Genomic DNA, 26,450 nt, shown 5'->3' with positions numbered 1-26,450 from the left:
ATTATTCCAAGCTTTGATTAGTGTACAAACTTTATTGTTCCTGAACAACTGAGTAACGTTATCCCGTGCACACCAGCCCATAAAACTCGGCTCGTGCGTAATACTTCTTGTGCGCTACGGTGAGGGGCAATGATTTGTAACAGCGACTCTAGCATGGTAGTCATGCCGTTGATTCGTTCCGCTTGCCATTCGGGGAGATCTTCGCCATTCATATTATGTTCAAAAATCAACTGCCAACGGTAGGGATGTTTTTGGGCAAAGTCATGATAACAATAGGCCAATTTATACAGTGCTTTTTTAGGATCAGCGCATTTTTTTACCGCTAACTTCGCTTCTGAAGCCAGCTCATCGAGCGTTTGTGCAACAACATGTAAAAGAAGTAGGTTATAGCTACCAAACACATTAACTAAGGTACTTGGCACATAACCTATCATACTGGCGATTTTTCTTAGGCTAAGTTCATGATAAGAATGCTTGCTTAAGAAAGCTTTGCTGGCATTTAAGGTAAGAGAGATCAACTCTTCACGAGTATGATCGTTGCGTCTGGCCATAAGTTGTTGTTAAACCGCATAATCAAAAAAGAACAATGTTCGATATTCTAGAGAGTGTCACACTATGCGTCAACTCAATAAGGCTGCAATATTCTGATACATGTCAGTCAGGCAAAAGGTTTGCTTAGCGTCTTGAAGTGACTATCATGACAAAGAATAAAAGCCTTTTGTACCTAATAAAATCCCCTGAGGAAATATATGAAGCGTTTGTTTTCTTTTATGGCGTTACTGATGATCACTGTGATGGTGATTCCTGATGCTGAAGCTCGACGGATGGGCGGTGGCAAATCGTTTGGTCAAAACCATCGAACGGCACCAGCACAAAACCACCAACAGCAACAAGCCGCTCCACAGCGCCAGCAAAATAATCAGCAACCTGCTGCGACGAACAGTCGCGGAGGCTTAATGGGCGGCCTAATGGGAGGCCTACTCGCTGGTGGTCTACTGGCCGCATTTTTCGGTGGTGCATTTGAGGGTATCCAATTTATGGATATTCTTATTTTTGGTTTGATTGGGTTTGCACTGTTCAAGCTCGCGCGTCATTTTCTGGCCGGTAAACCGGGGAGTTTGAATCCTCAGCAACCCGCTTACAATACCAATGTTCATCGTCAAAGTTTTGAGCAAGCTCCGGAGCAGGAATTTAAACCTGCAGCCAGTTCGGGCTTTGGTTCAAGCATGTACAGTGATGTCCCTCATAACTATCCACCGAGTTTTGATAAAATCGCTTTCATTAATGGCTCACGTGAGCATTATCGGATTTTGCAAGGTGCTTGGAATCACAACCAACTTGAAACAATTCAGGAGTACGTGTCTGAAAGTTTGTTCGCTGATCTGAAAGCCGAAAGAGAAAAGCTTGACCAGCAGCCACAAACTGAAGTCATGTATGTCGATGCAGAGATTGTTCGTGCCGATTACGATGATCGTAAAGCGCAGCTCAGTTTACAATTTACGGGTCGTTGCCGAGATTTAGGCGATGAAACGGAAGAAGAAATTTTAGATATTTGGCATTTAGAGCGAGATTTAACGCAACCTAATGCGCCATGGCTAATTGTTGGTATCCAAGGTTGATCATCCGTGTTGGATGATTGATGAACGCCCAAGCTTGTCTTGGGCGTTTTGCTATCTTGAGATAAGCTAATGCTACCGCTCACTACTAAAAAGGAAACATCATGTCAGAAGCGAACATTCAACACTTAACTCAAGAACAACAAGATAAAATCGATGCGGCAGTCTTTCGTCGTCTGTTAGCGCATTTAGATAATAATAAGGACGTTCAGAATATTGATCTCATGATCTTGGCTGGTTTTTGTCGTAATTGTTTTTGTAAATGGTATCAAGCGGAAGCTGAGGCAATAGGGGTTGAAATGGATATTGATAGAGCGCGTGAACGCGTTTATGGCATGAGCTACGATGAGTGGAAAGCGAACCATCAATTACCGGCAACACCAGAGCAAGCGGCGGCTTTTGCTGCACGCCAGCAAAATTCTTAATCTTGGTTTTATCCCCAAACACTTTATTCTTAGGTGGTTGGGGATAAGTGAAAAGAATTTATCGAAGCAACGGCTATTGTTTTTTAAGATTATACAAAGATGCTAAATCGCCAGTGATTCTCTCGCCATTGATGTCTAATTTCATCAACATATTTTCACCGACAAAGTATTGATTGGGTGCATCCGACTCCCCATCTAAGGTGATGACGCTGCCATTGTTTTCCCAATGGAATGTTCCTTGCGAGACAAATGGAGCGGCCTCTTCTTTGCCTTGGTAAACTTGGGTAAGTTGATAGGTCAGATCATCATTTAAGACCAAGGTATACTCAATGCCTGCACAATCCGCACAAGGGAGTACGCCTTGATAGGTCCCTTGCCAGTCTAAGCTATTGTAAGCGGTATGCTCACTCTTAAATGCTTCATCCATCACGGCTTCATCATCATTGACATCAACAGTGACTGGAGCGGTAGTTTGTGACTCGACAGGGGCCGAAGTTTGCTGCTGATTGTCACAGCCAGCTAATACTAGGGCGAGTGCACTGACGGTAAAAAGAGATTTTTTGATCATAGTTAATACCTTTTTTGAAACGGACGTTGTAGTAGCCATGTTGATATCTGAAGTTGCGACTGCTCTGGAGACATACGTTTAGGGCAACATCTTCAATCTGGCTTGTGAATAATAGGGCTATTATCCATCAAACGAAGGTAAAAATCGTCAGATAGGCGTCATGTTCTTGTCATTGGCTGTCAGAGAACTGTCATCGTTGTAACAAAAATGGTTGACTTGATTAGGGTCAACGGCCCTTAGTTATCTTCTAATCTTGTATCGTAAAAATAGCTTAATCCAGTTGGCCTATTTGCTGAAACGTCTCTAACTTATCGGCGTAAGGTGCTAAGTCACCGATGTTGTGCGCCAACCACTCTGGGTTGTAATAAGTATCCAAATAACGCTCACCACTGTCGCATAATAAGGTCACAATTGAGCCTTGTTCACCGCGCTGTTTCATCTCACTGGCTAACTGAAGTGCGCCATAAAGGTTGGTTCCGGTTGATGCGCCTGCTTTTCTTCCTAAGATCTTTTCTAACCAATGAATGGTAGCGATACTGGCCGCATCGGGGATTTGTCTCATCTCATCAACCACATTAGGAATAAAACTCGGTTCGACACGTGGACGGCCAATGCCTTCAATTTTACTGCCGCACTGCAGCGTTAACTCACTATTGCGCGTTTGGTAATAATCGAAGAATACCGAGTTTTCTGGGTCGACGACGCACAGCTTAGTATTATGTTGCTGATAACGGATAAAGCGGCCAATGGTCGCGGAAGTGCCACCAGTGCCTGGGCTCATCACAATCCAACTTGGAATAGGATGATCTTCCCGTTGCATTTGCTGGAAAATACTATCGGCGATATTACTGTTACCACGCCAATCGGTGGCTCGCTCAGCATACGTAAATTGATCCATATAATGACCGTTTAACGCTTGTGCTAAGCGGCGAGACTCGGCATAAATTTGATCGCTGCGATCGACTAAATGCGCCTTGCCACCATAAAACTCAATTTGTTCGATTTTCTTACGTGCTGTGCATTTCGGCATCACCGCAATAAAAGGTAACCCTAATAAGCGGGCAAAATAGGCCTCAGAAATCGCGGTGCTTCCTGAAGAGGCTTCAATAATTGGCGTATCTGGACCAACCCAGCCATTACATATCGCATACAAAAACAAAGAGCGAGCTAAGCGGTGTTTGAGTGAACCGGTTGGGTGCGTGCTCTCATCTTTAAGATAAAGATCAATTCCTGCAATGCTAGGGAGATCGAGCTTAATTAAATGGGTATCAGCCGAGCGTTGAAAATCGGCCTCGATTTTACGAATCGCGTTATTAATCCATTGATGGTCGGTACACATGGTGGCGTTCTCATAGTCATGGTGAGCAATAGCTCATGAGTTAATGCTGATAATGTACGTTGTGTTCGAGAGAAAAACTTGGTCATCTTGCTTTGTATTTGCTAGTTTAAGAGAATCATTTTCTCCTGTTATCTAATTTTGTAGCAAAAAGGTGAGAGATGGATCGAATAGATAAACAGCTACTGGCGATGTTGCAAAAAGACAGCACGCTATCGCTCAATGAATTGGCCGAGGCGGTCAATTTAACCAGCACACCATGTTGGAAGCGATTGAAAAAACTTGAAGAGTCGGGGGTGATCAGCCAACGCGTGGCGCTGCTTGATCCAGAACGTTTAGGGTTATCTTTTATTGCTTTTGTGATGGTGAAAACTAGTGATCATTCTCATGAGTGGTATCAGCGATTTGTGAATACGGTGGAGGATTTTCCGGAAGTGATGGAGTTTTATCGCATGGCTGGTGAGTATGATTACATGATGAAAGTACTGGTCAAAGACATGAAAAATTTTGACCAGTTTTATAAAAAACTGGTCAATAGCGTCGATGGTTTAAATAATGTGACTTCCACCTTTGCGATGGAGTCTTTGAAATACACCACCGCCTTACCACTATAGTGATAGTGGGGATGCTTTATTTAAAACGCATCACCCCTTCTTGTACCGCTGTTGCCACTAACGCCCCTTGCTGGTTATAAATCTCACCGCGTACTAAACCACGGGTATTGCTCGCGGTGGGGCTTTCAATCGCATAGAGCAGCCATTCATCCATTTTAAACGGGCGATGGAACCAGATGGAATGATCGATCGTCGCCACTTGGAAATTCGGTGTCATCAGTGAGACTTGATGAGGATGCAGCGCGGTAACGAGAAATCCCCAATCTGACGCATAACCGAGTAAGTATTGATGAATTAACTGATCATCAGGCACTTCACCGTTTGCGCGAATCCATAAATATTGTTTAGGCTCTTCTTTTTGTGGTTTTAACGGATTAATCACCGTCACAGGGCGGATCTCAATCGCTTTCTCACCGCAAAACGCGTTACGAATTTTTTCTGGCAGTAAATGGGCGATTTGTGCCGCTAGCTCGGATTCTGAAGCAAAGTTTTCAGGCCCTGGGATATTAGGCATCGTATTTTGATGTTCAAAGCCCGGCGCTTCACCATGATAAGAAGCGGTGAGATAAAAAATCGGTCGGCCGTTTTGAATCGCTTTGACTCGACGGGTGCTAAAGCTACGACCGTCACGTAGGTTTTCTACATCATAAATAATTGGTTTTTCAGGATCGCCCGGATACAAAAAGTAGCTATGGAAGGAATGGACGGTGCGATCAGAGTCTACCGTGTAACGGGCCGCTGAGAGCGCTTGCCCAATCACTTGACCGCCATAGACTTGGGGTAAACCAAGGTTCTCGCTTTCACCTCGGTACAAACCTTCTTCAAGCTTTTCAAGCTGTAGTAGGCGTAATAATTCGCTTAGTGGTTTACTCATGACCCTCACCCAATGATGGTTGCTTGTATACCCTTCCTACCTGTAGATCCAAGTTATTTGGGTATAGACTAAAATTAGTTCACTTAAGTATTAGCTGCTATTTTGTGAAAGAGGTCAAATATTTGTCAAGAGGGAATGTGATTTATGAAACATGTTGAAACGATACCTCGCCCCTTTGTTGATGAGATAAACGTCTAAAGTTGCCATTGATATTGGCGTAGTGAAATTTTTCCAGATGAATTGATCACAATCTGTTCGGCAAGCAGTAAAGCGTGTTGACGCGCTTTATCGGCCCCGCTCAACGATGACTCACCTCGGCTATTAATCACTCTAAACCAAGGCAGTTTGCTGCCTTGCGGCAATCGGCTTAACACTTTTCCTACCTGACGAGCATAGCCCGGATAGCCCGCTAAATGGGCAACTTGTCCATAGGTCGCTACTCGACCAAAAGGAATTTGGTGCACTACGGCAAAGATTTGTTGAGAAAATTGGTCCATACTCATAAAGCCCTAGTTCAATGGTTACCACGGATAGGTATAAGGAGAGGGTATGATAGTGTCGGTTATGCAATTTATGATCACCATAATCTTAGCGATTGTCTGCGGTCAAGCCCTAGGTTTGAGTGAAGGCAACTGGTCATTGATCGCTTTATTAGCGCCTGCATTATGGATGTTACCTCGTAGCGGGAATGCTGGTTTAGTGTTATTGATAGGTTTACTGACCTATGGCTTCACGCTGTCTTATCAGCCAGCCGCGTTATCTGTGAGTATGTGGGTTATCTTCCCATTACTGATGGTGGCTTTTTCTGCGCCTCGCCATAAAGGGGTCATGGTGATTTGTGGTTTAATTTTACTGACGTTGCAAGTCGGCATTATGACCACGCAGTCAGCAGGTAAGCTTGATGGCACTCCGGTGATGACGGTATTACAAATACTCTCGGTGAGCGCAATATGGTGGGCAGTTAATAGTTGGAAATACACGCCTTCATCGGTTCGCCACTGGTGGGCATTATTATTGTTGCTGCCTTTGTGGATTGCTGAATTTACCTTCGCGGTTGTTATTTCATTGTGCGTGACTGGGTTAATGGCCATCATCAATAAACTGGTGAAGCAAAGAGCACAGCATTGGCCAACGTTATTGTGCTGGACGCTACCGTCGGTGGCGTTTATGGGCATCGTGCTGGCTCCTGCTATCGAAGTACCCAAACCGGTCTTTGTCGTTTGGTTGTGTCTACTCGTGACTGCATGGATGACGGACTACCTACTAAAAAGCAGTGAAGAGCAGATAGAGTAGAACAAAACAGCAGCATCAGCAGTGGATGATGAATAAGATTGTTTAATTACTGCCCAGTTAACAAAGGTTTATTGATTTTATGCGGGCTGAGGGTTGCAATAGAGGAGGGGATGCCGGATAATCCTCGCACTCTTTAGCCAAGGCGCTAAAGTGCTCTATGGAGGCCCTGGTCCTCCCGCAACACTAGTTCGTGAACTTGGTCAGGTCCGGAAGGAAGCAGCCACAGCGGATGACGTGTGTGCCGGGATGTGGCTGGGGCTTCCACCCATCTAGCTTGCGCTAAAATTCAAATCTCATTCTTTTAAACGTATAAAATATCCCACATTTTCCGCCTATTTGGCTCGATATAAACGGAACAGCGAACTGAACTTAAACCGCTATCGTTCGTATTATTGATTACTATTTTCAATAAATTCAGTTTATTACGGAGTTAGTATGAACCAGATAAACCCAGCTAAGTTACGAAATAGTAAATGGACTGCGGTAAAGCCGCTCAAACGGGAAAAGCATTTTTTGATTTCAGAAGTTGAGTATGATGAAGATGGCGCAGTAATGTCATGTTTACTTGAATCCGTGCTGTCGAGAAATGAATATTCAATAGACTGGCTTGAACTCAAAAATGAGGAAAAATGGCTTCAAGGCTGGAAGTAGTTGCTCCCTTCGCAACGCTTTAAACGTTTTCTCCATACCACCTTGCAGATTTATTGCGCGTTAACATCGCAGCGTGACGATGCCTTGCAATAGCTTTTGTCGCTTATCGAAAGAGGCGCCGAGTGAGCTGGAATCAATTTCACTGCCCAATGTTGTTTAAGACAAGGTAGACTGAGAAGTTTTTAACGTGATTAAATCGGGAATTTTTTATGCGCAAGTCAGATAAGAAGATTGAGAATCTCATTAGAGAAGTGTTAACCGAAGTTTGTGAAAGCACGTTAAAAGATTACGATGGTTTCCTTTGGGTGACTCATACGGTCAAATACACTTCTTTTCCACAAAGCTTAGCAATAGTTTGCGTATTTGAAACCAATCAGTATCGAGCCAACTTTTTACTGGGAGAAGGCCGCCAGCATGTTTCAACCACTATCCAAAAGGCGTTTAATCAGGTAGGGGTACCATTAAAGAACGCCGATAAGCAAATCAGCTACGATATTCAGCAAAAGCGTTAGTGCGGCCATTAATCAAAGTGAATTGGGGCTGTAGGGGTATCAAAGGCTTTATTTTATAAGTTTTGAATAAAGCCAGAAAGTTAAGCCTAGCTTCTTGATCTGAACGATGAATCAAGCTCGCTTAAATTCAGAGCTATGCCGGAGTAAACTCATTTTTGCCCCAAAATGATTTTGCGGTTGCGCCAGATCACACTTGTTCAAGATCTAAATGGCTTAGTTTTTCTCATAACAAAATGCATAACCACGAACAAGAGCAAGCAACTCTTTGCCATTGGCGTGAGTAAAATACCAATCATTGGGCTCTGAGATTTCTAGCGCTTGGGCATGTTCTAAAATTCGAAAGCAATGATCAGCAAAGCCGGTTTCATTGCCACCGCACCCCAGATCAACGCGGCAACGGTGTTGATGGCTATTATCAAAAGTGACGGTGATATCCGTTTTGTCATAGCCACTGAGCGGATTTTGTAGCGCGGCCTCTAGTGCTAGCGCTTCAAAAGCAACAAAATCCATTTCAAGACCACTTTCGAATCGATTAGATTCAGACCAATTAACCAACACTGAAACCGGCGCGATTTTCATTGTTGTAGAGCCCGACTGATGCAACGGGGATACGTTGCCCGCTGTGAAAGCCTTAGTGCTGTGAACGGTTAACGAATTTAGATGTGACATAACTAGCTCCTTTGTTGATTGACGTTTTTACCGCCGTTTTCGCCCGACTTCCCGCCTGCTCACAGTGTTCGTAAAAAGCAAAAAACGCTTTATCTTTTGCTTTTTAGGGTTCTGGTTCTGTGAGCAAAGGATCAGAAGGCGGAGAAAAGGCGCGGTGAATAGCAACACAGGACGTAAATGCACATCGATGAAACCGTTCAGACAGCACTTGGCTTTCGCAGTGGAATGCTTTTTAGCCCTGATTGTGACCCGTAGGGACAAGACAATGAGGAATACGTCGTTTGTATTGCAAATTGGCTTGGTCGAGCCACCGATTGAGAGAGGAACGAGCTAAGAGGTTCGCGAGATAAAGCAGGTTGCCCGTAGTGTGCTTCATCGAGATAATAAGTTTAACCCAAATAAATCAATGCTTTTAGTGACTTTATGGTGGCGATTTTTTAGGATACGCATAAGTAATATGGCGATATTGATGACTTCATTATTTTTATCTAGGCAAAGCAAACCAACTGGTACAGACTATGTTTGAACAACTAAACGATGTTTTTTCTGCTGCTGCATTTAAATACCTTTCTGCCGTTGATGCCGATCCTGGGAGTTCGAATCAACATGAAATAGGAGGTTTAGTTGCAGCAGGGATTGGTTATCAGTTGGGAATGGTGAATGACGGTAGACCTGTTCATATACCTTGTACAATGGTCTACCTAGACGATGACGAAGCGACCACTATCTGTGAGGATCATGTTACTTGGTACGACGCAAGATATACCAGCCCAACTCGAAAGCCCGAGTGGAGACTTTACTATAAGTCAAACAGTGTGAGTGAGCGTTTTAGGCCTGGGGATTTTTTCTTAATAGCACGCACACATGAGGGAACACTACTCCTCGTTTTTTGTCCGGCAAACACTGAGTTAGAAGCTCAAATTCGAACTTTATTTGGTGTAAGAAACACAACAGCTAACTTACGGGGATTAACAAGTGTTGACTTTAACTCGAGCATAGCCGTCCCTATTCGGCTTATGTTTGCGCGTTACGGAATTGAGATTGGATCTGATGGCAGCAATTACCTAGATAAAATCTTAGAACGATTTGGGGCTGAATTCCCTAAAACGCGCGAATTTTCTACATTTAGCCGCGAGATAGCACCCGCTATTTGCCCCATAGAAACACCAGATAAAGCGCTGATCGCTTGGATGGAAACCGAGGAATCTGCATTTCGCCAATTAGAGAAGCATATCGTTAGGGAAAAACTCGTCAAAGGCTTTGGTGAAAATGGAGATGATGTGGATGATTTCATTAGCTTTTCACTCAGTGTACAAAACCGAAGAAAATCTCGTAGCGGGCATGCATTTGAAAATCATATAGAAACCATTTTAGTTGCAAATAACGTTCAATTTGAGCGAGGTGCCAGAACTGAAGGGCATAAAAAGCCTGATTTCATATTTCCTAATGCAGCGAGTTACAGAGATCCTTTATTCCCTGAAGAAAGACTTTTATTACTAGGAGCAAAGACAACCTGTAAAGACAGATGGCGGCAAGTTTTATCTGAAGCAGAGCGGGTGCCAAGAAAGCACTTAATCACGATGGAACCAGCTATAAGTACTACTCAAACCGATGAAATGCGCAGCCAACAACTACAACTAGTTGTTCCAGAACCACTTCAATCAACGTATCAGCCAGAGCAAACCAGTTGGCTAATGACCTTTGAAGGCTTTATCTATTTGGCAAAAGAAATGCAGAATGCCTAAAAAACAACCCGACCAGCGACTCCAGCAAAATACATAATTCAAAAAAGAAAAGTGAACCTTAAGTCAGGCAATATTGTGTGTTAGAATTTCACACAATATTCCCTTTTTAGAGCAAGTAATGCGCTACAACGAAATACTGAAAGGCGATCTCGAGGACGAGAAACGCATCGAACATAACCGAATTGCGACTAACAAGTTACTTAAGTTATTGATTGAAGTATACGATCAGAAAAACCTAGCCGAAAAATTCAAACAACTTGGTGGAAACTACGCGGAGCTAACGAGAGAAAAACTGAACCGATGGAAAGCAAACCCAAACATAACACCCATTATTTTCCACGAAAAAGCACTAGAAGATCTGAGACGCCAACTGCTACCAGCTAGACCAATACATTGGGATAAACCCGACTTTACCTTTATTGACCTGTTTGCTGGCATTGGTGGATTACGTAAGGGCTTTGAGGACGCGGGAGGGAAATGCGTATTCACGAGCGAGTGGGATGCTGCCGCACGACGCACATATCTAGCTAACCATTATGTTGATGACTGTGAGCTACCGTATTTTTTGGACCACCCGAGCGAAAATTCTGAAAAAAATACCAGTTATATGGACATTACTCAGATAACACAAAGCGGTAACCAAGATAAGACAGAGGAAGAAAAACAAGCAAGCATCTTAAAACACATCCCTAAACATGATTTATTGCTGGCTGGTTTCCCTTGCCAACCGTTCTCTTTAGCCGGAGTTTCTAAGAAAAACTCACTAGGGCGTGCACATGGTTTCGAATGTGATACTCAAGGGACGTTGTTTTTCGACGTAGAGCAAATTCTCATCACACGGCAACCTAAGTACTTTGTCCTTGAAAATGTAAAAAATTTAAAAAGTCACGATAAAGGGAACACGTTTGCCACTATTATCCGCGCTCTAGACAGAGCTGGATACTGGATAGCAGATATATCGAATGCAGGTGAAAACATTGAAGAGGCAATAAAAGAAGTTCGCAAACGTAAACAAGAGCCCACAATTATAGATGGATCTCTTTTCACGCCACAGCACCGTGAACGTATAGTCCTAGTAGGTATACGCAAAGACCTAATTGAAAGGCAACCAGATTTAGAACAATTTTCTCTTAAAAATATTGAGAGACCAGAGAAGCGTTACAACATATCGGAGATTCTTTGTGACTTAAATGCGACAGAGAAGGCCAAATTCACTCTGACGCCAAACCTTTGGAATTATCTGTACCATTATGCATTGAAGCATCAAAGCAAGGGCAATGGCTTTGGCTTTGGTCTTGTCGATCCAGAAAACCCCAATGCAGTTACTCGAACACTTTCTGCACGTTATCATAAAGATGGATCAGAGATCTTGATCAACCAAGACGGGCTAGAACCTGAGTACTTGATTAACAACAAAGAACACGGTATCAGAAAGAACCTAGAGCGAGCACAAGCATCTTTGCATTATGCAGAACAGTTAAAGATTAAGAACCCAAATTTGAGTGACAAAGAATACAAGCTAGCTATCAAAGAAGGGGAGAAAAAGTACGATGAAGAATACGGACGTTATGCAGCAGAGTTTAACTCATTGTATAAAACGCCTCGAAGATTAACTCCACGGGAATGTGCCCGGTTAATGGGTTTCGAAAAACCTGAGTTTGACCGCGATGAAACAGACACTGACTTTCGCATAGTTTGTGCAGATACCGCTGCATATAAACAATTTGGCAATTCTGTTGTAGTTCCTGTTTTTAGGGCAGTCGCAAAGCTACTTAAGCAATATATGTAATTGTATACAGCCTTATTGCTATAAAAGCCGAGCTAACATTTTAGCTCGGTTTAGGTGAGTTAAGCCTCTCTGGAATACGAGTTTGGTGGGCTTTGAGAAGCCTGAGTTTGACCTCAATAAAATTGTGAAGTGGTCAACTAAAATTGGCCACGGTTTTAGCATCATACATTTCCTTGAACGTGGCGACGATTTCACGTGTTGTCATGCCTTTGGCGTATAAGCTTAAAATCTTGTCGGCCATAGATTGAAATCGTGTTTGGTGTTTTCGGACTAGTTTGGGCACGAAGGAGGCATCGCGGTCACGCGGAACATCCAATTGGATCTCTCCATCATCGGTAATCAACCGTTTTGATGAATAACCGTTCCGACTGTTGTCAGTGCGAGCGGGAGCGTGCTTTTCATAACCAAGGTGCTCATCGAGTTCAGCATTGAGAGCGGTTTCAGAGCATTTTTCTGAAGTCATCAAGATCGGAAGGAACCAGCTTCTAGAGCTTTCTTATCCATATTGCTTATCCTTAGCCATGACTGGCTTAATTATAAGCAGATACACAATTTAAATTACAGGCTCGCAACGAAAACTACAGAACTAACTCTATCCAAAATCGCTTAGCATCATCCCAACCTAAGATTAGAGTACTACCTTCTTTAGCTCGATTCATAACCTCATTATTCTGAAAGTAAAGGCGGTGCTCAGAGCGTGTAGGGTTATTTTCGCGCGCATCATACCAAGTAACAAAACTCTTAACATAACTATCTTCGCCTCGAACAGAAAAAATGGCCTCAAAAGATTGTCTAGATTGGCCTAAGATTTTCTTTAATTCAACTACACCGTTTAATTCATGTTGATTAGAACGAAATAATTCCACCTCAACAGCAGTTAATGTTTTAATACAAGTATCAGTAAGGTTTAGTGCTCTTCTCATTATATTTCTCCATTTTATAATCAGTTACATATATGTAGACGTGACAGACTAAATTCCCCCCCCTAGAGCGGATGAGTTTGTTAGGCCACCAAAATAGAGGCTTACAATACTTTTGGCAATCCGTTAAATGCTAATTTAGCAAAATCACTGACAAAGTTTTGTCCTAAAACGAGCTTCATAAAGTAACCAGCAGAGTTTGATGCTAATAGTGTGATGGCTCGCTCAGGTGAACATAGGGGCTGTAGACCAGATGCGGGGTTGTTGCAGAGCGATTTGATGACAGATCCAACGTCATCTTCTGCCTTACTATTTTTTATTGAAGCACACCGAACATGAATTTTTTTCACAATCAACATTAAGTAACAACATTGTTAACTTAATTAAGGGCGAGTTATAACTGAGTCATGAATTGAACGGATGATCATTTGGTTTCATCTGATTGACACGGAAGATAACGCTGATGACTCAACATTTTACTTTTACCATTAAAAAGACTCGTCTTGATGAAAATTATCATCCAGCAGACAACACTCGTATCACCACGAACTTTGCTAACTTGGCGCGTGGTGAACATCGTCAACAGAACTTGCGTAGCGTATTACGCATGATAGACCAACGTTTTAATGAGTTGGCTTGTTGGGATAACCCAACAGGTGATCGTTACTCGGTCGAGTTAGACATTATTTCCGCCAATATCAAAGTAGAAAATAGCAGCGAAACCATTCCATCGATTGAAGTGCTAAAAACCAGTATTTTGGATAGCAAAACGGGGCAACGGATTGAAGGTATTGTCGGCAATAACTTCTCTTCTTATGTTCGTGATTACGATTTTAGTGTGCGTCTACTGGATTACAATAAAGGCAAAGCGCAATTCTCTGTACCAGAAGATTTTGGTCTTTTGCATGGTAACTTATTTAAATCATTCATTAACTCAGAAGGTTACCAACAAAACTTCACCAAGCCACCCGTGATTTGTTTGAGTGTGTCAGACAGCAAAGTCTATCACCGCACCAATAACCAACACCCAATATTGGGGGTGGAATACCAGCCGACGGATTTATCGTTAACGGAACAGTATTTCCAGAAAATGGGCTTAAAAGCTCGTTACTTTATGCCGAAAAACAGTGTTGCGCCTTTTGCCTTCTACTTCTTTGGCGATTTGCTGAACGATTACACCAATTTGGAACTGATTAGCACCATCAGCACCATGGAAACTTTTCAAAAGATTTATCGCCCTGAGATTTACTTTGCCAACCAGGTAGCTGGTGAACGTTATGAAGCGAACTTGAAAAGCGATGCCCACTCGTTAACGGATATTGTCTATGACCGCGAAGAGCGCACCCAACTGGCGATAAAACAAGGTAAGTATGCGGAAGAAGTCTTCATCAAACCTTATCAATCGGTTCTTGAACAATGGGTCGCTCAGTGCGCTTAATCGTCAACTAAACAGTAGAATAGCCAACATTATGACAAAATTACTCCCAACTTCGACGGCAGGTAGTCTGCCAAAACCGACTTGGTTAGCTCAGCCAGAAGTGCTTTGGTCACCTTGGAAATTAGAGCAACAAGAGCTAATAGACGGTAAATATGACGCTTTGCGTATTGCCTTACATGAACAATTAATCTCAGGAGTAGACATTGTCAGTGACGGCGAACAAACCCGTCAGCACTTTGTGACGACCTTTATCGAACATTTGCATGGCGTTGATTTTGAAAATCGACAAACGGTGAAAATCCGTGACCGTTACGATGCTAGCGTGCCAAGCGTTGTCGGCCCTGTATCGCGGCAAAAATCGGTGTTTGTAGAAGATGCAAAATTTTTGCGTTCTCAAACGGATAAGCCCATCAAGTGGGCACTGCCTGGGCCGATGACGATGGTTGATACTCTGTACGATGGTTATTATCAATCTCGTAAAGAGCTGGCGTTTGAGTTTGCGAAAATTCTTAATGAAGAAGCCAAAGAGCTAGAAGCGGCTGGTGTCGATATCATTCAATTTGATGAGCCGGCGTTCAACGTTTTTTTTGATGAAGTCAATGATTGGGGAATTGAGGCGCTTGAGCGAGCCATCGATGGGTTAAAATGCGAAACCGCGGTACATATTTGTTATGGCTACGGGATCAAAGCCAATACGGATTGGAAAAAAACCTTAGGCAGTGAGTGGCGTCAATACGAAGAGGTTTTTCCTAAACTGCAACAATCGAATATCGATATTATTTCTTTAGAGTGTCATAACTCTCATGTGCCAATGGAGTTACTAGAACTGGTACGGGGCAAAAAAGTGATGGTCGGTGCTATCGATGTTGCAACAAACCATATTGAAACGCCAGAAGCGGTAGCAGCCACCCTGCGTAATGCTCTGAAATACGTCGATGCCGATAAGCTTTATCCATGCACAAACTGTGGTATGGCGCCCTTGTCTCGATCGGTTGCACGAGCGAAACTTCACTCATTAAGCGCTGGCGCTGAAATTGTTCGCAACGAACTATTAGCGAAGTTGTCGTGTGTTAGCCAATAACCACGTATTTCGCTAGAATATAAACCGCTGAGCGTTTTAGTCACATGGTGCTAGGGCAGCCAGTTTATGGGTTTGCAGACACAACGGGGAGAGACAACATGGTAGCGATTTACATTATTTGTGGTATTGCGATGAGCATTGGTTTATTGGCTCTCTATGCACCCGATATTGAAAAATGGTGTGATAAACAATTGGGTAACCAAGATTAAGCTTGGTTATTTAATCCTTTTTCTTATCAATAAAGCTTACTTTTTAGTTCTTGCATCATCAATCACTTACTGTTGCTGGTAAGCACAGATAAATCCCCATAGGCATCAATCAATACTGTGATGAGGACTATTGATTGCCGCATCTAATTGTCATGCCATTCGTTATTAACAAGGCCGCTTAGCGGCCTTGATAGAGATAACTGAGGTGAGCAGCATATTTACTGACTTGATGAACTAGTACTACTGGCGGGTTCGATTTTTGCTTGATCGCGTGCTAGCTCTTCACTAAAGGTGCGCTTACGGTAAAAGAAAGTCACTACCGTGGAGTTGATAACAATAAACAGCGAATACATGACCGGAATTAACAAGATTTGTTGCTGCAATTCTCCGGCAAAACTTAAGCTAACCACCAAAGCCGCGAGAGGCCCATTTTGAATCCCCGTTTCTAATGATACCGTGCGCGCTTTTTGTGGATTAAGGCCAAGCAAGCGTGAGAAGAAATAGCCAAAATTAAAACCAATCAACCCGACCATGATAACGGCAACATAAACCGTCCAATGAGTGGTGAGTAGCAGTTGCCAGTTACGTGGCACCCAAGTGGCCAGCAAGAATATAATCACCAATGCCCCTAACACGCCACCCGTTAGTTCAACCACAGCGCCAATATTGGCATTTTTACGCCGCAACCAGATACCAATCAGAGTGGGGATAAGGAGCGCAAACAATAAGCGACCAATTTGATCGGGTGGGATACGCAGTGAGTCATCAATTCCTTGGGTATAGAATTGCATCAGCAGCGGAACCATCACAAAAGCCGCTATGGTTGAGCAGATGGTCATCATAATACTTAAACTAAGTAGACTGCGTGAAAAGTAAGCAAAGATATTTGAGGTGGTGCCACCTGGCATACAACCAATCAATACCATGCCGACCGTTTGCGCCGGGGTGAGGTTAAGTAGCCAAGCTAAAGCAAAAGCAATGAAAGGCATCAGTGCGTACTGCGAGCTGAATCCAACAACGATAGCCCTAGGGTGTTTAAAGGCGATACGAAAATCACGAAAGGTTAGGCTTGCACCCATGCCAAACATTATGATGATCATCATCACTGATAATAGGGTCTCTTCAAAAGCGCTTAACATGGTGGACTCCTAATGATCAGAGCGGGTGGGTTGGCCAAGGGCCATGGCACGAACATCTTTGCGCAAAACCTTGCCGACGGGCGTTTTCGGTAGCTCATCAACAAAGACCACTTTTTTCGGAACCTTGTAAGCGGCGAGTTCTTTTTTACAGTGTTTTTTCACGCTGGTTTCATCTAATCCTTGCTCACGCAACACCACATAAGCTTGAACTTGTTCGCCCGTGAGCGGGTCGGGAACGCCGACGACGGCTGACTCCATCACTTGCTCTAAGCCAGCAATCGCTTCTTCCACTTCGTTGGGGTAGACATTAAAACCACTGACAAGGATCAAGTCTTTTTTCCGATCGACTAAGCGTAAGCGGCCATCAGGATGCATGATGGCGATATCCCCAGTGTATAACCAACCCTCGCGCAGCGCATGAGCGGTTTCTTCCGGTTGCTGCCAATAGCCCTGCATGATTTGCACACCCTTAGCAATCAGTTCTCCCGGCTCGCCAAGCGGGACAGTATGACCGTCATCATCCACTAAGCGTAACTGAGTACCAGGCGTTGGAATGCCGATACAGTCAGGACGTGGATCGGTTAAGGGATTAAAACAGAGCACTGGCGAGCTTTCGGTTAGGCCATAACCTTCCACTAGCGGACAGCGAATGGCTTTTTGCCAGCGTTCGGCAACCGTAGCATGTAACGCTGTGCCGCCGGCTAACGCGGCTTTAAGGTGTTTAGGCGGAAAGGTCGTGAACCACTCTTCATTGAGTAGCGCGTTATACAAGGTATTCACGCCAGTCATCCAACTGATAGGGTAGTTATCAAACGCGCGCTGACAGTTTTGGATAGGCCTTGGGCTAGGCACTAGAATGTTATGCGCACCTTGATGCCAAAACTCCAACAAATTAACGCTGAAAGCAAAAATATGATACAGCGGTAGGGCAGTGAGTACGGTTTCTTGGCCGCTCGTGACATGCCCTTGGACCAAGCTATCCATCTGCTCTACGTTACCGAGCAAGTTACCATGACTGAGCATCGCTCCTTTCGCAACGCCCGTGGTACCGCCTGTGTATTGGAGCAGCGCGGTGTCATCGCGAGTTAAATCTTGCCAATACTTTTGCACATCCAGCTTGTCGTTTTTTTGGCATAGACGGCCAAGGTGAATCGCTTGATCGATGGAATGATGAGTTAACTGATGTGGTGGGATCACTTTATTCCAATATTTCAAGACCAGCTTAAGAATGCCGCGTACCACCGGAGGAAACCATTGGGCTAAAGAGGTCACGATAACATGCTGGATCGGCGTCTGTTCGATGACGTCTTGCAGTTTATCGGTGAACATATCGCAAATGACAATAGCTTTTACCCCAGCGTCATTGAACTGATGTTTCATTTCACGTCGGCTGTACAGTGGGTTAACGCTGGTTAAGATACAGCCAGATTTAAGCACGCCCATGACGGCAACGGGTAAGCTTAAGCAGTTTGGCATTTGCACCGCAACGCGATCACCAGCTTGCAAGCCAAGCTCGCCGCGTAGGTAATGAGCAAAAGCGGTCGACATCTCATCCACCTGTCCAAACGTAAGGCAGCCATTCATGCCATTGGGCATGCAGGTGGTAAAAGCTTTACGTTGGCGGTATTTGGCCGCTGCTTCACTGAGCATTTCAGGAATACTGCGCCAAGCATGGCTGGCTTTAGCATGACCTTGATGCAAAGCCAATTGCTCTGGAGTGTAAAGTTTGGCCCAAGGGGCTTGGTCATAAATCGCATCGTTAGACATGAAGTGCTCACTTAATAAGTTATCGTTGTTTTGATATCTGACTCATTAACGTATAGCACAAACCACAGAAGGTGCTGATTTTAGTCAGCAATTTCTGAATCTCTATCTTCGTAAGTGTGATTTATCCTAACGACTTGAAGTGGTCGTCTTGGTTGAAGAGGGTTAGCCATCTTTGAATTTACTCTTGGATTGACAGGATTGATCGGCGTAGGCAGCTTACTCACCGATCATTCTTTGCCTTATTTATCTGCTATCTACGCACCTTCTCAATCAGTTTTGCTCTTTCGGTTTTTATTCTGCTAGCAGAATTTTTTTAAGATCTGCTCTAATTGTATTTGTTCTTGTTCCGTGAGCACTTTCAACATGCGATTCATATTGTCGACATGGGCATTCAAGGCTTGGTCGATCAAACTTTGTCCTTGTTCGGTCAACATCACCTTACAACTTCGTCTGTCTTGATCGCTGGCAATACGCTGCACTAAGCCGCGTTGCACCAGTTGTTCAATGCGTGTACTGATCGCACCGGAAGAGAGCATCAAGGTTTGGTATAGTTCAGTAGGCGTGATGGCGGTATTGCTACGACGTATGGTCGCCAGAATATCAAACTCAACTGAGCTTAAATCAAAGCGTTGGAATACTTGATCTAATTGAGGTTTCCAAAGTCCATAAGTGCGGTTTAATCGGCCAACAACACCCATCGAAGAACAATCTAGATCCGGTCTGACATTGTGCCACTGTGCAAGAATGGCATCCACTTTGTCATTTGGCATGGTGTTATCTGATGACATGATCTCTCCCTCTAAATATATCTTTCTGAAAAGATACTTGATTAAAAACCATTTCTCTATTATTTTCCAAAAAGTATCTTTTTTAAGAGATACTTTTATGGAAGGTAACACTACTAAATAGGGTCAAAAATGAATACAACGTCAGGAATCAAGACGATGCTGCTTACTGCTATCGCACCTATCGTATGGGGCAGCACTTATATCGTAACCACCGAAGTACTACCGCCAAATTCGCCACTCATGGCTTCTTTAGTACGAGCACTGCCTGCTGGGATATTGCTAGTACTGTTTGCTCGAACTTTACCAGCTGGAAATTGGTGGTGGCGTTTACCTGTATTGGGCTTTTTTAATATAGGTTTCTTCTTTTACTGCTTATTTTTTGCAGCGACTGAATTACCAGGAGGAATGGCTGCATTGGTGATGTCATTCCAACCTATGTTGGTGATGATGATGAGTTGGATTCTTCTGAGTACACGCATCACCCCTTTGCAGTGGGCTGCGGGGGGAATTGGTGTTATTGGGATTGGACTATTAGTGCTTAATCAAACCGCATCTTTGAGCATACAAGGTTTATTGATCGCCTGTTTGGGAACATTCAGTATGGCCTCTGGTGTCGTTCTGACCAAAAAATGGGGGCGTCCTCAAGGCATGTCCACACTCGGATTTACCGGCTGGCAATTATTGTTTGGTGGCCTGTTTTTGCTGCCCACGACCCTATGGATTGAAGGCGTACCAGAGCAAATTACTGTGCTTAACTACCTCGGTTACGGATACCTGGGTGTGGTTGGCGCTATGCTGGCTTACTTTCTCTGGTTCCGTGGTATTGAGCAACTGCCAACGGTCACTGTGTCTTTTCTTGGTTTTTTGAGCAGTGTCTCGGCTTGCTTACTGGGTTATGTCGTTCTCGATCAAGCACTCACTTGGACGCAAATTTTTGGGGCAGGGGCGATTTTTATCTCCATCGTGCTGGCTATCCCGCGTTCCATCTCAACCACTTATTCAACAACACTGGCTTTCAGTTTAAAAAGAAATTGATATGAAACGGACTCTTATCTCTGGCAGTCAAAGCGGATACTCACAAAGTTTGAATGTAGCGAACTACTTAAAAGGCCTTGCAGAACCACATTTTAATCAGATCGAAATACTGGATTTACCGTTTTAGAATGAAAGTGTCTGGCAGAATAGTGATTACTAAGTGCTTACGAGACAGCGCTTTCGTCTGTGCACCGTGACATGGTCAATTTGGGCAAAACGTTTCTATTGCGAAATATTGCTGAACTGATACCGTCAGTGCCATTCGATACATGATAGTTCAAGGCAACGAAATGGAATATTTAGACGCGAGTGTGTGGATGGCCATAATGTTGGTTTTCATAGGCTCCTTTGTACAGACCGCGATCGGCTTTGGACTAGCTGTGGTTGCATCGCCGTTGTTGTTCCTGATTTCTCCAGATTATGTGCCAGCGCCGATCTGTTTGGTCGCGCTATTTATTTCGGTGCTTAATGCGATGAAACATCGAGAGAGCATTTCGATTGGTGGGTTAAAAATGGCCTTAATTTGGCGTATACCGGGTTCGATTGTCGGTGGTTTACTGTTGATGTGGATTTCTACTCAGGCCTTGGCTCTGTGGCTGGGTTTGCTAGTGCTGTTTGCGGTAGCAGTGAGTTTGCTGCCGCTGCGTATTGAACCAAATCCAACTCGGATGGGCATCGCGGGATTTTTCTCTGGCGTATTTGGAACCAGTAGTGGCATCGGTGGCCCTCCGATGGCGCTGTTGCTTCAGCATCAAGAAGCTAATCAACTGCGCGGTAATTTATCGGCTTTCTTTGTATTTAGTTCGATCATCTCGTTAATGGTGCAGTGGCCGACGGGTTTTTTAACGTGGCACCATGTACTGCTGACTTTACCGTTGATCCCCGCTGCTTGGTTAGGCTATCTGTTAGCCCGTAAAACCACGTATTCATTGCCGAAAGAAAAAATCCGCGTTGCAGCGCTGGTACTTTGTTTAGTCAGCGGCGCAACCGCAGTATGGCATGGATTATTCTAATTACTTATCTGCTCTTCTGATCGCCGATTTCACTATCAGCGTGACGAAATGGCGACAATCTGTGCGACGTTCTTACGTTCACATCAATAACAAAATCAGGAGGAGTAACTCTGATTTTCTCCTCTTGACTTCTCTAGCTGAAATCCCCTAATCCGATTGCCTCATTTCTTTAGGAGAGTACGCCCACATGAATAACTGAGCCTGTTATCCATTTTTTCATTTACTTTTGGATCGACAGGGTTAGTCGGCGTAGCCACAGTTGGATGCGATCCTTATCGGCGACGATTTTACAGCAACTGCTGCGTCAAGATATGGGCTTTGAAGGCGTTATTATTTCAGACAGCACGAACATGGGTGAATACTACTGAATACGGTCTAGCATGGTGAGTAACGGATATCTTCCAATCGTCCCTTTACCGATTAACGAATAAACAAAAGCCCGATGTTGAACATCGGGCTTTGTCGTTTTCGGAATCGACTGTCATCGGAAGGAGTTACCTCGGTTTAATCTCCGAGAGGCTGCCTTTCTAAACCGCCACGATAAGAGTCGAGAGCAACCTTGAGTCGGCGCAGTTTATCGCGAGAGCGTCGCTTATGATTAACGGCTAATGACATTGAAAGCACGTCAACCAAAGCCAACATCGCGTAACGACAAGCGGATGGCTTGTAGATGAAATCTGTCTCTTGGTGCTCGATAGGCAGAACCAAATCGGCTTGCTCGGTCAAAGGCGTGTCTTTCGGAGTAATCACAATGACTTTTACGCCGTACTGCTTTGCTAATTGCGCGGTTTCAATGATCGCAGGGGTATAGCCTGTGGCTGAGATCATCACTAACACATCGTTTGTGTCTGCAGTCGCCGCAATCATGCGCGATAACAAACCATCATTATAGGCCACAACAGGATAGCCCAGACGGAACAAACGATGCTGCATCTCCTGTGCTGCAATGGTTGAACCGCCACCCATACCAATACAGATCACTTGTCTTGCGTTGTGTAGCCAGTTCACGGCAGTGTCGATATCTTCTTCAACAATCAAACGGTGGTTTACGTCAAGGGATTGCTTGATCGACTCATAGATACCTTGGTAGCCACTTTGATCGGGAGGCTCAAGGATGAATCGTTGTCCAACCGTTAAAGTTTGTGCCAATTTGATCTTCATATCTCGCACGTTTTTACAGCCAATAGCTTTGGCAAAACGGGTGATGGTGGCTTCACTCACTTCTGCGCTTTCTGCCAGTTCAGTAATGCTGGCATTGGCGGCAGTTTGAATGTCGTCTAGGATCAACTTAGCGACCTTCTTTTCGGCATCGCGCAGCGCACTGAAACGCTCAGTGATTTGCGAAATAATATCGATTTCTAAACTCAAGCTGTGTTCCTATCTTTTACATGGAGGCGATTGTGCCGCCTCTACAGGTTTGGCATGAAGTATAGCGAAAAGCTTCACTAAGCTCATCATCAGAAACATGTTTTCACCCAATGAGTGACTTGATACTCATCATCACAAATTGCCACGGCACGCCACTTATCAAATGTTAAACATGGATGAGAGGTTGAGAAGGCAATTATATCACCCACTTGAAGGTCGCTATTTGCGTCTACTTCGATGAAGGCGTGCTGATCCATCACTGCGGTAGTTATCGCACTTTGAACAGAGATTGGCTCACCATCGCGGTATGCGCGTTCAGGGATTGGTAATCCGGCATCAAATGCAACATCACGTTTACCGAAGCCAGCAACTAGCTTAGTTGGCTCAGGGCGAGAAATGACATAAGCCCAAAGCTCTAGAGCCGATTCCAAATCACCGCCTAAATCACACGCAGCCCCTTGGTTGTTTTCAGCTCGCTGCATGACTTTATTTTGTGCGTCTAGGTAAATGCCTGTGTCATGAATCGCGTAGCAACCTGGGCGAATGATGGCGTCAAAATCTTCTAGGTTGGCGAAGCATTCAGAAACCACGTCATACCAAGCAGATCCTGCACCAGTAACCAGAGGTTTGGACTCAATCAACTTTTTGCTTTGTAGCTGAGCCGCGATTTCTAATATGGTGTTGAGAAAGTCACGAATGTCCTGTTCAGCATTGTCACCATGGATGACGCCTTCGTAGACCTCGATACCTTTAAGCGTAAGGTGAGGTTGCTGGTGGATGAGAGTAGCGAGCTCAACCACATCTTGCTGGTTTCGGCATCCACAGCGACCGCCTTCGACACCAAACTCAATCAGTACATTAAGCGGCAATTGATGTTCAGAGAACGCACGTTCTAGCGCTTTGATGTTTCGGCTTGAATCCACACAGCAATAGAAGTTGATCCCATGGGATTTAATCAAGTTGGCGATGATGGTCATATTCGCGCGCCCCACTAGTTGGTTCGCCATGATGATATTTTTCGCTCCGCCGAGAGCCGCAATCTCTGCCTGAGCCGGCGTTGCTACGGTAATGCCCCAAGCGCCGTTTTCTAATTGCTGCTGAAAGAAAGCAGGCGTCATGGTGGTTTTACCGTGCGGTGACAGCTTCACTTTGTGTTGATTGGCGAAACGCTGCATCCAATCGAGGTTGTTCTTTAATGAAGAAGATTTGATTACTGCAGCGGGCAGGGTGATCTCTTCATGGATCAAACTGTGTAATCCTGTCGAATTGCCCGCAACAGGTTGAGCCTTTTCTCCGTAACCTGGCGTGGTAACAAACTCATTATGATAGTTTTTATCACACTTTTGGCGATTGTCTTTCATAGCGCACCTACTTCTAACATGGTTTAACTGATTGATATTAAGTGTTTGTTGCTAACAACCATAAACAATATGTTAAAAAGTATCAAACAAATCTGAGTTTTTTGTGTGTTTCTTCACTGTTTAAATTTCAAGAATTATTAAGATGGAATCATGTTAATTTCGGACGAAGAGAGTGAAGTATGCTGTTCGACACCATTATCAAAAGCGTAGAGGTATTTGACGGTACAGGTGCAGCACCATTCATGGCTGATGTTGCAATTCATCAAGATCGTATTGAGCAAGTGGGTCAGCTAGACGAGCTTTCTGCAAAGAAGGTTATCAACGGTCAAGGTCTTGCGTTGGCTCCGGGATTTATTGATGTGCACACGCACGATGACATCAATGTGATTCGTTCCCCCGATTGCTTAGCAAAGATTAGCCAAGGCGTGACGACGGTTATCGTAGGCAATTGCGGAATTAGCGCAAGCCCTGCGGTACTCAGTGGTACTCCGCCAGACCCAATGAATCTATTGGGCAAGCAGGAAGATTTCAAATACCCAACTTTTGCGGAATATGCGAAGGCGGTACAAGCGGCGAACCCTGCGGTTAATGTCGCGGCGTTAGTTGGTCACACGACATTACGTAACAATGTGATGGACGATTTACTGCGCACTGCAACCGATGAAGAAATCGACCAAATGCGCCAAACATTGACGCAAGCGATGGAAGAAGGGGCATTGGGTTTAAGCTCGGGTCTTGCTTATGCGAGTGCCAAGCAGGCGAACGCGGACGAAGTCATGCGTCTAGCGGAAATTCTCGGTCATCACGGTGGTATCTACACCACACACATGCGCACCGAGTTTGAAGAAATCATCAGTGCAATGGAAGAAGCCTTTGAAACAGGGCAGTACGCCAAAGTGCCAGTGGTGATTTCTCATCTTAAATGTGCAGGTGCAGGCAACTGGGGACGTACGGTAGAAGTGCTGGATTTGATGGACAAGGTTTCTGAGCATCAAGACGTGTCTTGCGATTGCTACCCATATTCCGCTAGCTCTTCGACACTGGATTTAAAACAGGTTACGGATGAAATTGATATCTTCATTACCTGGTCTGAAAGCAAACCAGAGCACGCTGGCAAGATGCTGAAAGACATTGCTGACGAGATGCACCTGCCTCTTATGGAAGCGGCAAAAGCGTTGCAACCTGCGGGCGCGGTTTATCACTGTATGGTTGAAAGCGACGTTAAACGTGTACTTAAGTATAAGTTGACCATGGTGGGCTCAGATGGATTACCAAACGACCCGCATCCACATCCACGTTTGTGGGGCACATTCCCGAAAGTCTTGGGGCATTACTGTCGTGAAGAGCAGCTTTTCCCATTGGCAGAAGCGATTCATAAGATGACGGGTATGTCTGCCACACGTTACCAATTAAAAGATCGTGGAGAAATAAGAGCAGGCGCTTACGCAGATTTGGTTTTATTTAACCCAAATACAATTAAAGATACTGCAACGTACGAAAATCCAATTTCTGTCGCGCAAGGTATTGAATCTGTATTTGTAAATGGTGAGCTATCTTATTTAAAAGATAAAGTCACCGACAATAGAAATGGTGTATTTATTTATAGAAATAACACCTATCAATAATTTATAAAATTAATTAATTTTATAAATTAAGCATTATCACTGGAGAATATTATGTCAATTAAACGTTATGGTGTAGAAGGCGGCATAGGTACTGGCGGTCAACATTTACCATTTGCACGTGCAACAGAAGCGGGTGGCTTCTTATATGTATCAGGTCAAACACCAATGATTAACGGCGAAGTGGTAGAAGGCGGCATCGTTGACCAATCTCGCTTAGCGATTCAAAACTGCGTCGATATTATGGAAGAAGCAGGCTACAAGCTAGCTGACGTGGTACACGTAAAAGTGGTACTCACAGATTCTCGTTATTTCCAATCGTTTAACAAAGTATTCAGAGAGTTCTTCGGTGATCACCCACCTGCACGTATTTGCATGGTGTGTGATCTCGTGGTGGACGTGAAAGTCGAGGTCGATGTGACTTGCTATCGCGAAGATCGCCGATAGAAATTACACTTTATACCCTTCCTACTTGAAGCTGCAGCGGTGTTGGCTACGTTCGTTCACCCCAATCACATAGTTTGCCTATGCTCATGGGGATTCGCTCACTTGCCGCCTACCTGCAACTTCAAGTCGTTTGAGTATACCTAATTAAATGAAATAGAGTGCCGGAAATA

The 26,450-nt window shown here is 44.2% G+C and carries 26 protein-coding genes, 1 other RNA gene and 3 pseudogenes; 17 read left to right on the top strand and 13 right to left on the bottom strand.

Annotation, left to right across the window (positions count from 1 at the left end):
• Positions 1-47 precede the first annotated feature (47 nt).
• Positions 48-551: pseudogene (locus tag BSR11_RS04960) on the bottom strand (TetR/AcrR family transcriptional regulator); the annotation flags it as partial.
• Between the two features lie 198 nt (positions 552-749).
• Between BSR11_RS04960 and BSR11_RS04955 the strand changes: the two are divergent.
• Together BSR11_RS04955 and BSR11_RS04950 are read left to right on the top strand one after the other, a co-directional pair.
• Positions 750-1,619: a Tim44 domain-containing protein gene (locus tag BSR11_RS04955; protein WP_072669355.1), complete on the top strand. Its 870-nt coding sequence runs from the start codon at positions 750-752 to the stop codon at positions 1,617-1,619.
• A 101-nt stretch (positions 1,620-1,720) separates the two neighbouring features.
• The gene (locus tag BSR11_RS04950; RefSeq protein ID WP_072669354.1) at positions 1,721-2,041 is read left to right on the top strand and encodes a DUF1244 domain-containing protein; all 321 of its coding nucleotides are present in this window, start codon (positions 1,721-1,723) and stop codon (positions 2,039-2,041) included.
• Positions 2,042-2,114: 73 nt separating this feature from the next.
• On the opposite strand, the gene BSR11_RS04945 is transcribed toward BSR11_RS04950, so the two are convergent.
• Positions 2,115-2,606, bottom strand: coding sequence for a copper resistance protein NlpE (locus BSR11_RS04945; protein ID WP_072669371.1), 492 nt, complete (start codon positions 2,604-2,606; stop codon positions 2,115-2,117).
• Between the two features lie 274 nt (positions 2,607-2,880).
• Positions 2,881-3,948, bottom strand: coding sequence for a PLP-dependent cysteine synthase family protein (locus BSR11_RS04940; RefSeq protein ID WP_072669353.1), 1,068 nt, complete (start codon positions 3,946-3,948; stop codon positions 2,881-2,883).
• Positions 3,949-4,106: 158 nt separating this feature from the next.
• On the opposite strand from BSR11_RS04940, the gene BSR11_RS04935 reads away from it, so the two are divergent.
• Positions 4,107-4,559 carry an Lrp/AsnC family transcriptional regulator gene (locus BSR11_RS04935; RefSeq protein WP_072669352.1) on the top strand — a complete coding sequence of 151 codons (453 nt, stop codon included), beginning with the start codon at positions 4,107-4,109 and terminating at the stop codon, positions 4,557-4,559.
• A 16-nt stretch (positions 4,560-4,575) separates the two neighbouring features.
• Here BSR11_RS04935 and tesB read toward each other — a convergent pair whose 3' ends face one another.
• Together tesB and BSR11_RS04925 are read right to left on the bottom strand one after the other, a co-directional pair.
• Positions 4,576-5,433 (bottom strand): acyl-CoA thioesterase II, encoded by an 858-nt coding sequence (gene tesB, locus BSR11_RS04930; protein ID WP_072669351.1) that lies wholly within the window; start codon positions 5,431-5,433, stop codon positions 4,576-4,578.
• Positions 5,434-5,627: 194 nt separating this feature from the next.
• Positions 5,628-5,930, bottom strand: a complete 303-nt coding sequence (locus tag BSR11_RS04925) for an MGMT family protein (RefSeq protein ID WP_072669350.1) — start codon at positions 5,928-5,930, stop codon at positions 5,628-5,630.
• Between the two features lie 52 nt (positions 5,931-5,982).
• Between BSR11_RS04925 and BSR11_RS04920 the strand changes: the two genes are divergently transcribed.
• The 4 genes from BSR11_RS04920 (at position 5,983) to BSR11_RS04905 (ending at position 7,889) form a co-directional block, all read left to right on the top strand.
• The gene (locus BSR11_RS04920) at positions 5,983-6,726 is read left to right on the top strand and encodes a VP0952 family biofilm-associated protein (RefSeq protein ID WP_072669349.1); all 744 of its coding nucleotides are present in this window, start codon (positions 5,983-5,985) and stop codon (positions 6,724-6,726) included.
• 164 nt (positions 6,727-6,890) lie between these two features.
• An RNA gene (gene ffs, locus BSR11_RS04915) (signal recognition particle sRNA small type) lies at positions 6,891-6,987 on the top strand.
• 174 nt (positions 6,988-7,161) lie between these two features.
• Entirely contained in the window at positions 7,162-7,377 is a 216-nt protein-coding gene (locus BSR11_RS04910) for a TIGR02450 family Trp-rich protein (RefSeq protein ID WP_072669348.1), read from the top strand.
• A 209-nt stretch (positions 7,378-7,586) separates the two neighbouring features.
• A complete protein-coding gene (locus tag BSR11_RS04905) occupies positions 7,587-7,889 on the top strand; it encodes a Fis family transcriptional regulator (protein ID WP_072669347.1) in 303 nt (100 codons plus the stop codon).
• A 213-nt stretch (positions 7,890-8,102) separates the two neighbouring features.
• Here BSR11_RS04905 and BSR11_RS04900 read toward each other — a convergent pair whose 3' ends face one another.
• The gene (locus BSR11_RS04900) at positions 8,103-8,558 is read right to left on the bottom strand and encodes an LPD25 domain-containing protein (protein WP_072669346.1); all 456 of its coding nucleotides are present in this window, start codon (positions 8,556-8,558) and stop codon (positions 8,103-8,105) included.
• 518 nt (positions 8,559-9,076) lie between these two features.
• Here BSR11_RS04900 and BSR11_RS04895 point away from each other — a divergent pair.
• Positions 9,077-10,303 (top strand): type II restriction endonuclease, encoded by a 1,227-nt coding sequence (locus BSR11_RS04895; RefSeq protein WP_072669345.1) that lies wholly within the window; start codon positions 9,077-9,079, stop codon positions 10,301-10,303.
• 118 nt (positions 10,304-10,421) lie between these two features.
• Positions 10,422-12,092 carry a DNA (cytosine-5-)-methyltransferase gene (dcm, locus tag BSR11_RS04890; protein ID WP_072669344.1) on the top strand — a complete coding sequence of 557 codons (1,671 nt, stop codon included), beginning with the start codon at positions 10,422-10,424 and terminating at the stop codon, positions 12,090-12,092.
• A 157-nt stretch (positions 12,093-12,249) separates the two neighbouring features.
• Here dcm and BSR11_RS04885 read toward each other — a convergent pair.
• Both BSR11_RS04885 and BSR11_RS04880 read right to left on the bottom strand, forming a co-directional pair.
• Positions 12,250-12,534, bottom strand: a pseudogene (locus tag BSR11_RS04885) (transposase); the annotation flags it as partial.
• A 136-nt stretch (positions 12,535-12,670) separates the two neighbouring features.
• Positions 12,671-13,015: a hypothetical protein gene (locus BSR11_RS04880; RefSeq protein WP_072669343.1), complete on the bottom strand. Its 345-nt coding sequence runs from the start codon at positions 13,013-13,015 to the stop codon at positions 12,671-12,673.
• A gap of 460 nt (positions 13,016-13,475) precedes the next feature.
• Between BSR11_RS04880 and BSR11_RS04870 the strand changes: the two genes are divergently transcribed.
• On the top strand, positions 13,476-14,450 hold the full coding sequence (locus BSR11_RS04870; protein ID WP_072669341.1) for a DUF1852 domain-containing protein: 975 nt from the start codon (positions 13,476-13,478) through the stop codon (positions 14,448-14,450).
• A gap of 31 nt (positions 14,451-14,481) precedes the next feature.
• A complete protein-coding gene (locus tag BSR11_RS04865) occupies positions 14,482-15,531 on the top strand; it encodes a methionine synthase (RefSeq protein WP_072669340.1) in 1,050 nt (349 codons plus the stop codon).
• Positions 15,532-15,958: 427 nt separating this feature from the next.
• Here BSR11_RS04865 and BSR11_RS04860 read toward each other — a convergent pair whose 3' ends face one another.
• The 3 genes from BSR11_RS04860 to BSR11_RS04850 all read right to left on the bottom strand — a co-directional run bounded on the left by BSR11_RS04860 (position 15,959) and on the right by BSR11_RS04850 (position 19,416).
• Positions 15,959-16,879 (bottom strand): bile acid:sodium symporter family protein, encoded by a 921-nt coding sequence (locus BSR11_RS04860; protein ID WP_072669339.1) that lies wholly within the window; start codon positions 16,877-16,879, stop codon positions 15,959-15,961.
• 9 nt (positions 16,880-16,888) lie between these two features.
• Positions 16,889-18,646: an AMP-binding protein gene (locus tag BSR11_RS04855; protein WP_072669338.1), complete on the bottom strand. Its 1,758-nt coding sequence runs from the start codon at positions 18,644-18,646 to the stop codon at positions 16,889-16,891.
• Positions 18,647-18,945: 299 nt separating this feature from the next.
• Positions 18,946-19,416, bottom strand: coding sequence for a MarR family winged helix-turn-helix transcriptional regulator (locus BSR11_RS04850; protein WP_072669370.1), 471 nt, complete (start codon positions 19,414-19,416; stop codon positions 18,946-18,948).
• A 147-nt stretch (positions 19,417-19,563) separates the two neighbouring features.
• On the opposite strand from BSR11_RS04850, the gene BSR11_RS04845 reads away from it, so the two are divergent.
• The 4 genes and pseudogenes from BSR11_RS04845 to BSR11_RS17055 all read left to right on the top strand — a co-directional run.
• Positions 19,564-20,469, top strand: coding sequence for an EamA family transporter (locus BSR11_RS04845; protein ID WP_072669337.1), 906 nt, complete (start codon positions 19,564-19,566; stop codon positions 20,467-20,469).
• Position 20,470: 1 nt separating this feature from the next.
• The gene (locus tag BSR11_RS04840; RefSeq protein WP_422636398.1) at positions 20,471-20,596 is read left to right on the top strand and encodes a hypothetical protein; all 126 of its coding nucleotides are present in this window, start codon (positions 20,471-20,473) and stop codon (positions 20,594-20,596) included.
• A gap of 163 nt (positions 20,597-20,759) precedes the next feature.
• The gene (locus BSR11_RS04835; protein WP_072669336.1) at positions 20,760-21,482 is read left to right on the top strand and encodes a sulfite exporter TauE/SafE family protein; all 723 of its coding nucleotides are present in this window, start codon (positions 20,760-20,762) and stop codon (positions 21,480-21,482) included.
• Between the two features lie 269 nt (positions 21,483-21,751).
• Positions 21,752-21,838 (top strand): annotated as a pseudogene (locus BSR11_RS17055) (glycoside hydrolase family 3 N-terminal domain-containing protein); the annotation flags it as partial.
• 148 nt (positions 21,839-21,986) lie between these two features.
• Here BSR11_RS17055 and BSR11_RS04825 read toward each other — a convergent pair.
• Both BSR11_RS04825 and BSR11_RS04820 read right to left on the bottom strand, forming a co-directional pair.
• Positions 21,987-22,850 (bottom strand): MurR/RpiR family transcriptional regulator, encoded by an 864-nt coding sequence (locus BSR11_RS04825; protein ID WP_004395533.1) that lies wholly within the window; start codon positions 22,848-22,850, stop codon positions 21,987-21,989.
• An 89-nt stretch (positions 22,851-22,939) separates the two neighbouring features.
• Positions 22,940-24,211, bottom strand: coding sequence for an amino acid deaminase (locus BSR11_RS04820; RefSeq protein WP_072669335.1), 1,272 nt, complete (start codon positions 24,209-24,211; stop codon positions 22,940-22,942).
• 179 nt (positions 24,212-24,390) lie between these two features.
• On the opposite strand from BSR11_RS04820, the gene BSR11_RS04815 reads away from it, so the two are divergent.
• Together BSR11_RS04815 and BSR11_RS04810 are read left to right on the top strand one after the other, a co-directional pair.
• Complete coding sequence (locus BSR11_RS04815; RefSeq protein WP_072669334.1) at positions 24,391-25,836, top strand: N-acyl-D-amino-acid deacylase family protein; 1,446 nt, start codon at positions 24,391-24,393, stop codon at positions 25,834-25,836.
• Between the two features lie 51 nt (positions 25,837-25,887).
• On the top strand, positions 25,888-26,280 hold the full coding sequence (locus BSR11_RS04810) for a RidA family protein (RefSeq protein WP_072669333.1): 393 nt from the start codon (positions 25,888-25,890) through the stop codon (positions 26,278-26,280).
• Positions 26,281-26,450 lie beyond the last annotated feature (170 nt).

This window comes from Vibrio injensis (assembly GCF_001895205.1).
Taxonomy (GTDB): Bacteria; Pseudomonadota; Gammaproteobacteria; order Enterobacterales; family Vibrionaceae; genus Vibrio; species Vibrio injensis.
The sequence above is the reverse complement of the archived record's forward strand: the minus strand, read 5'-3'. Positions and strand labels throughout refer to the sequence as shown.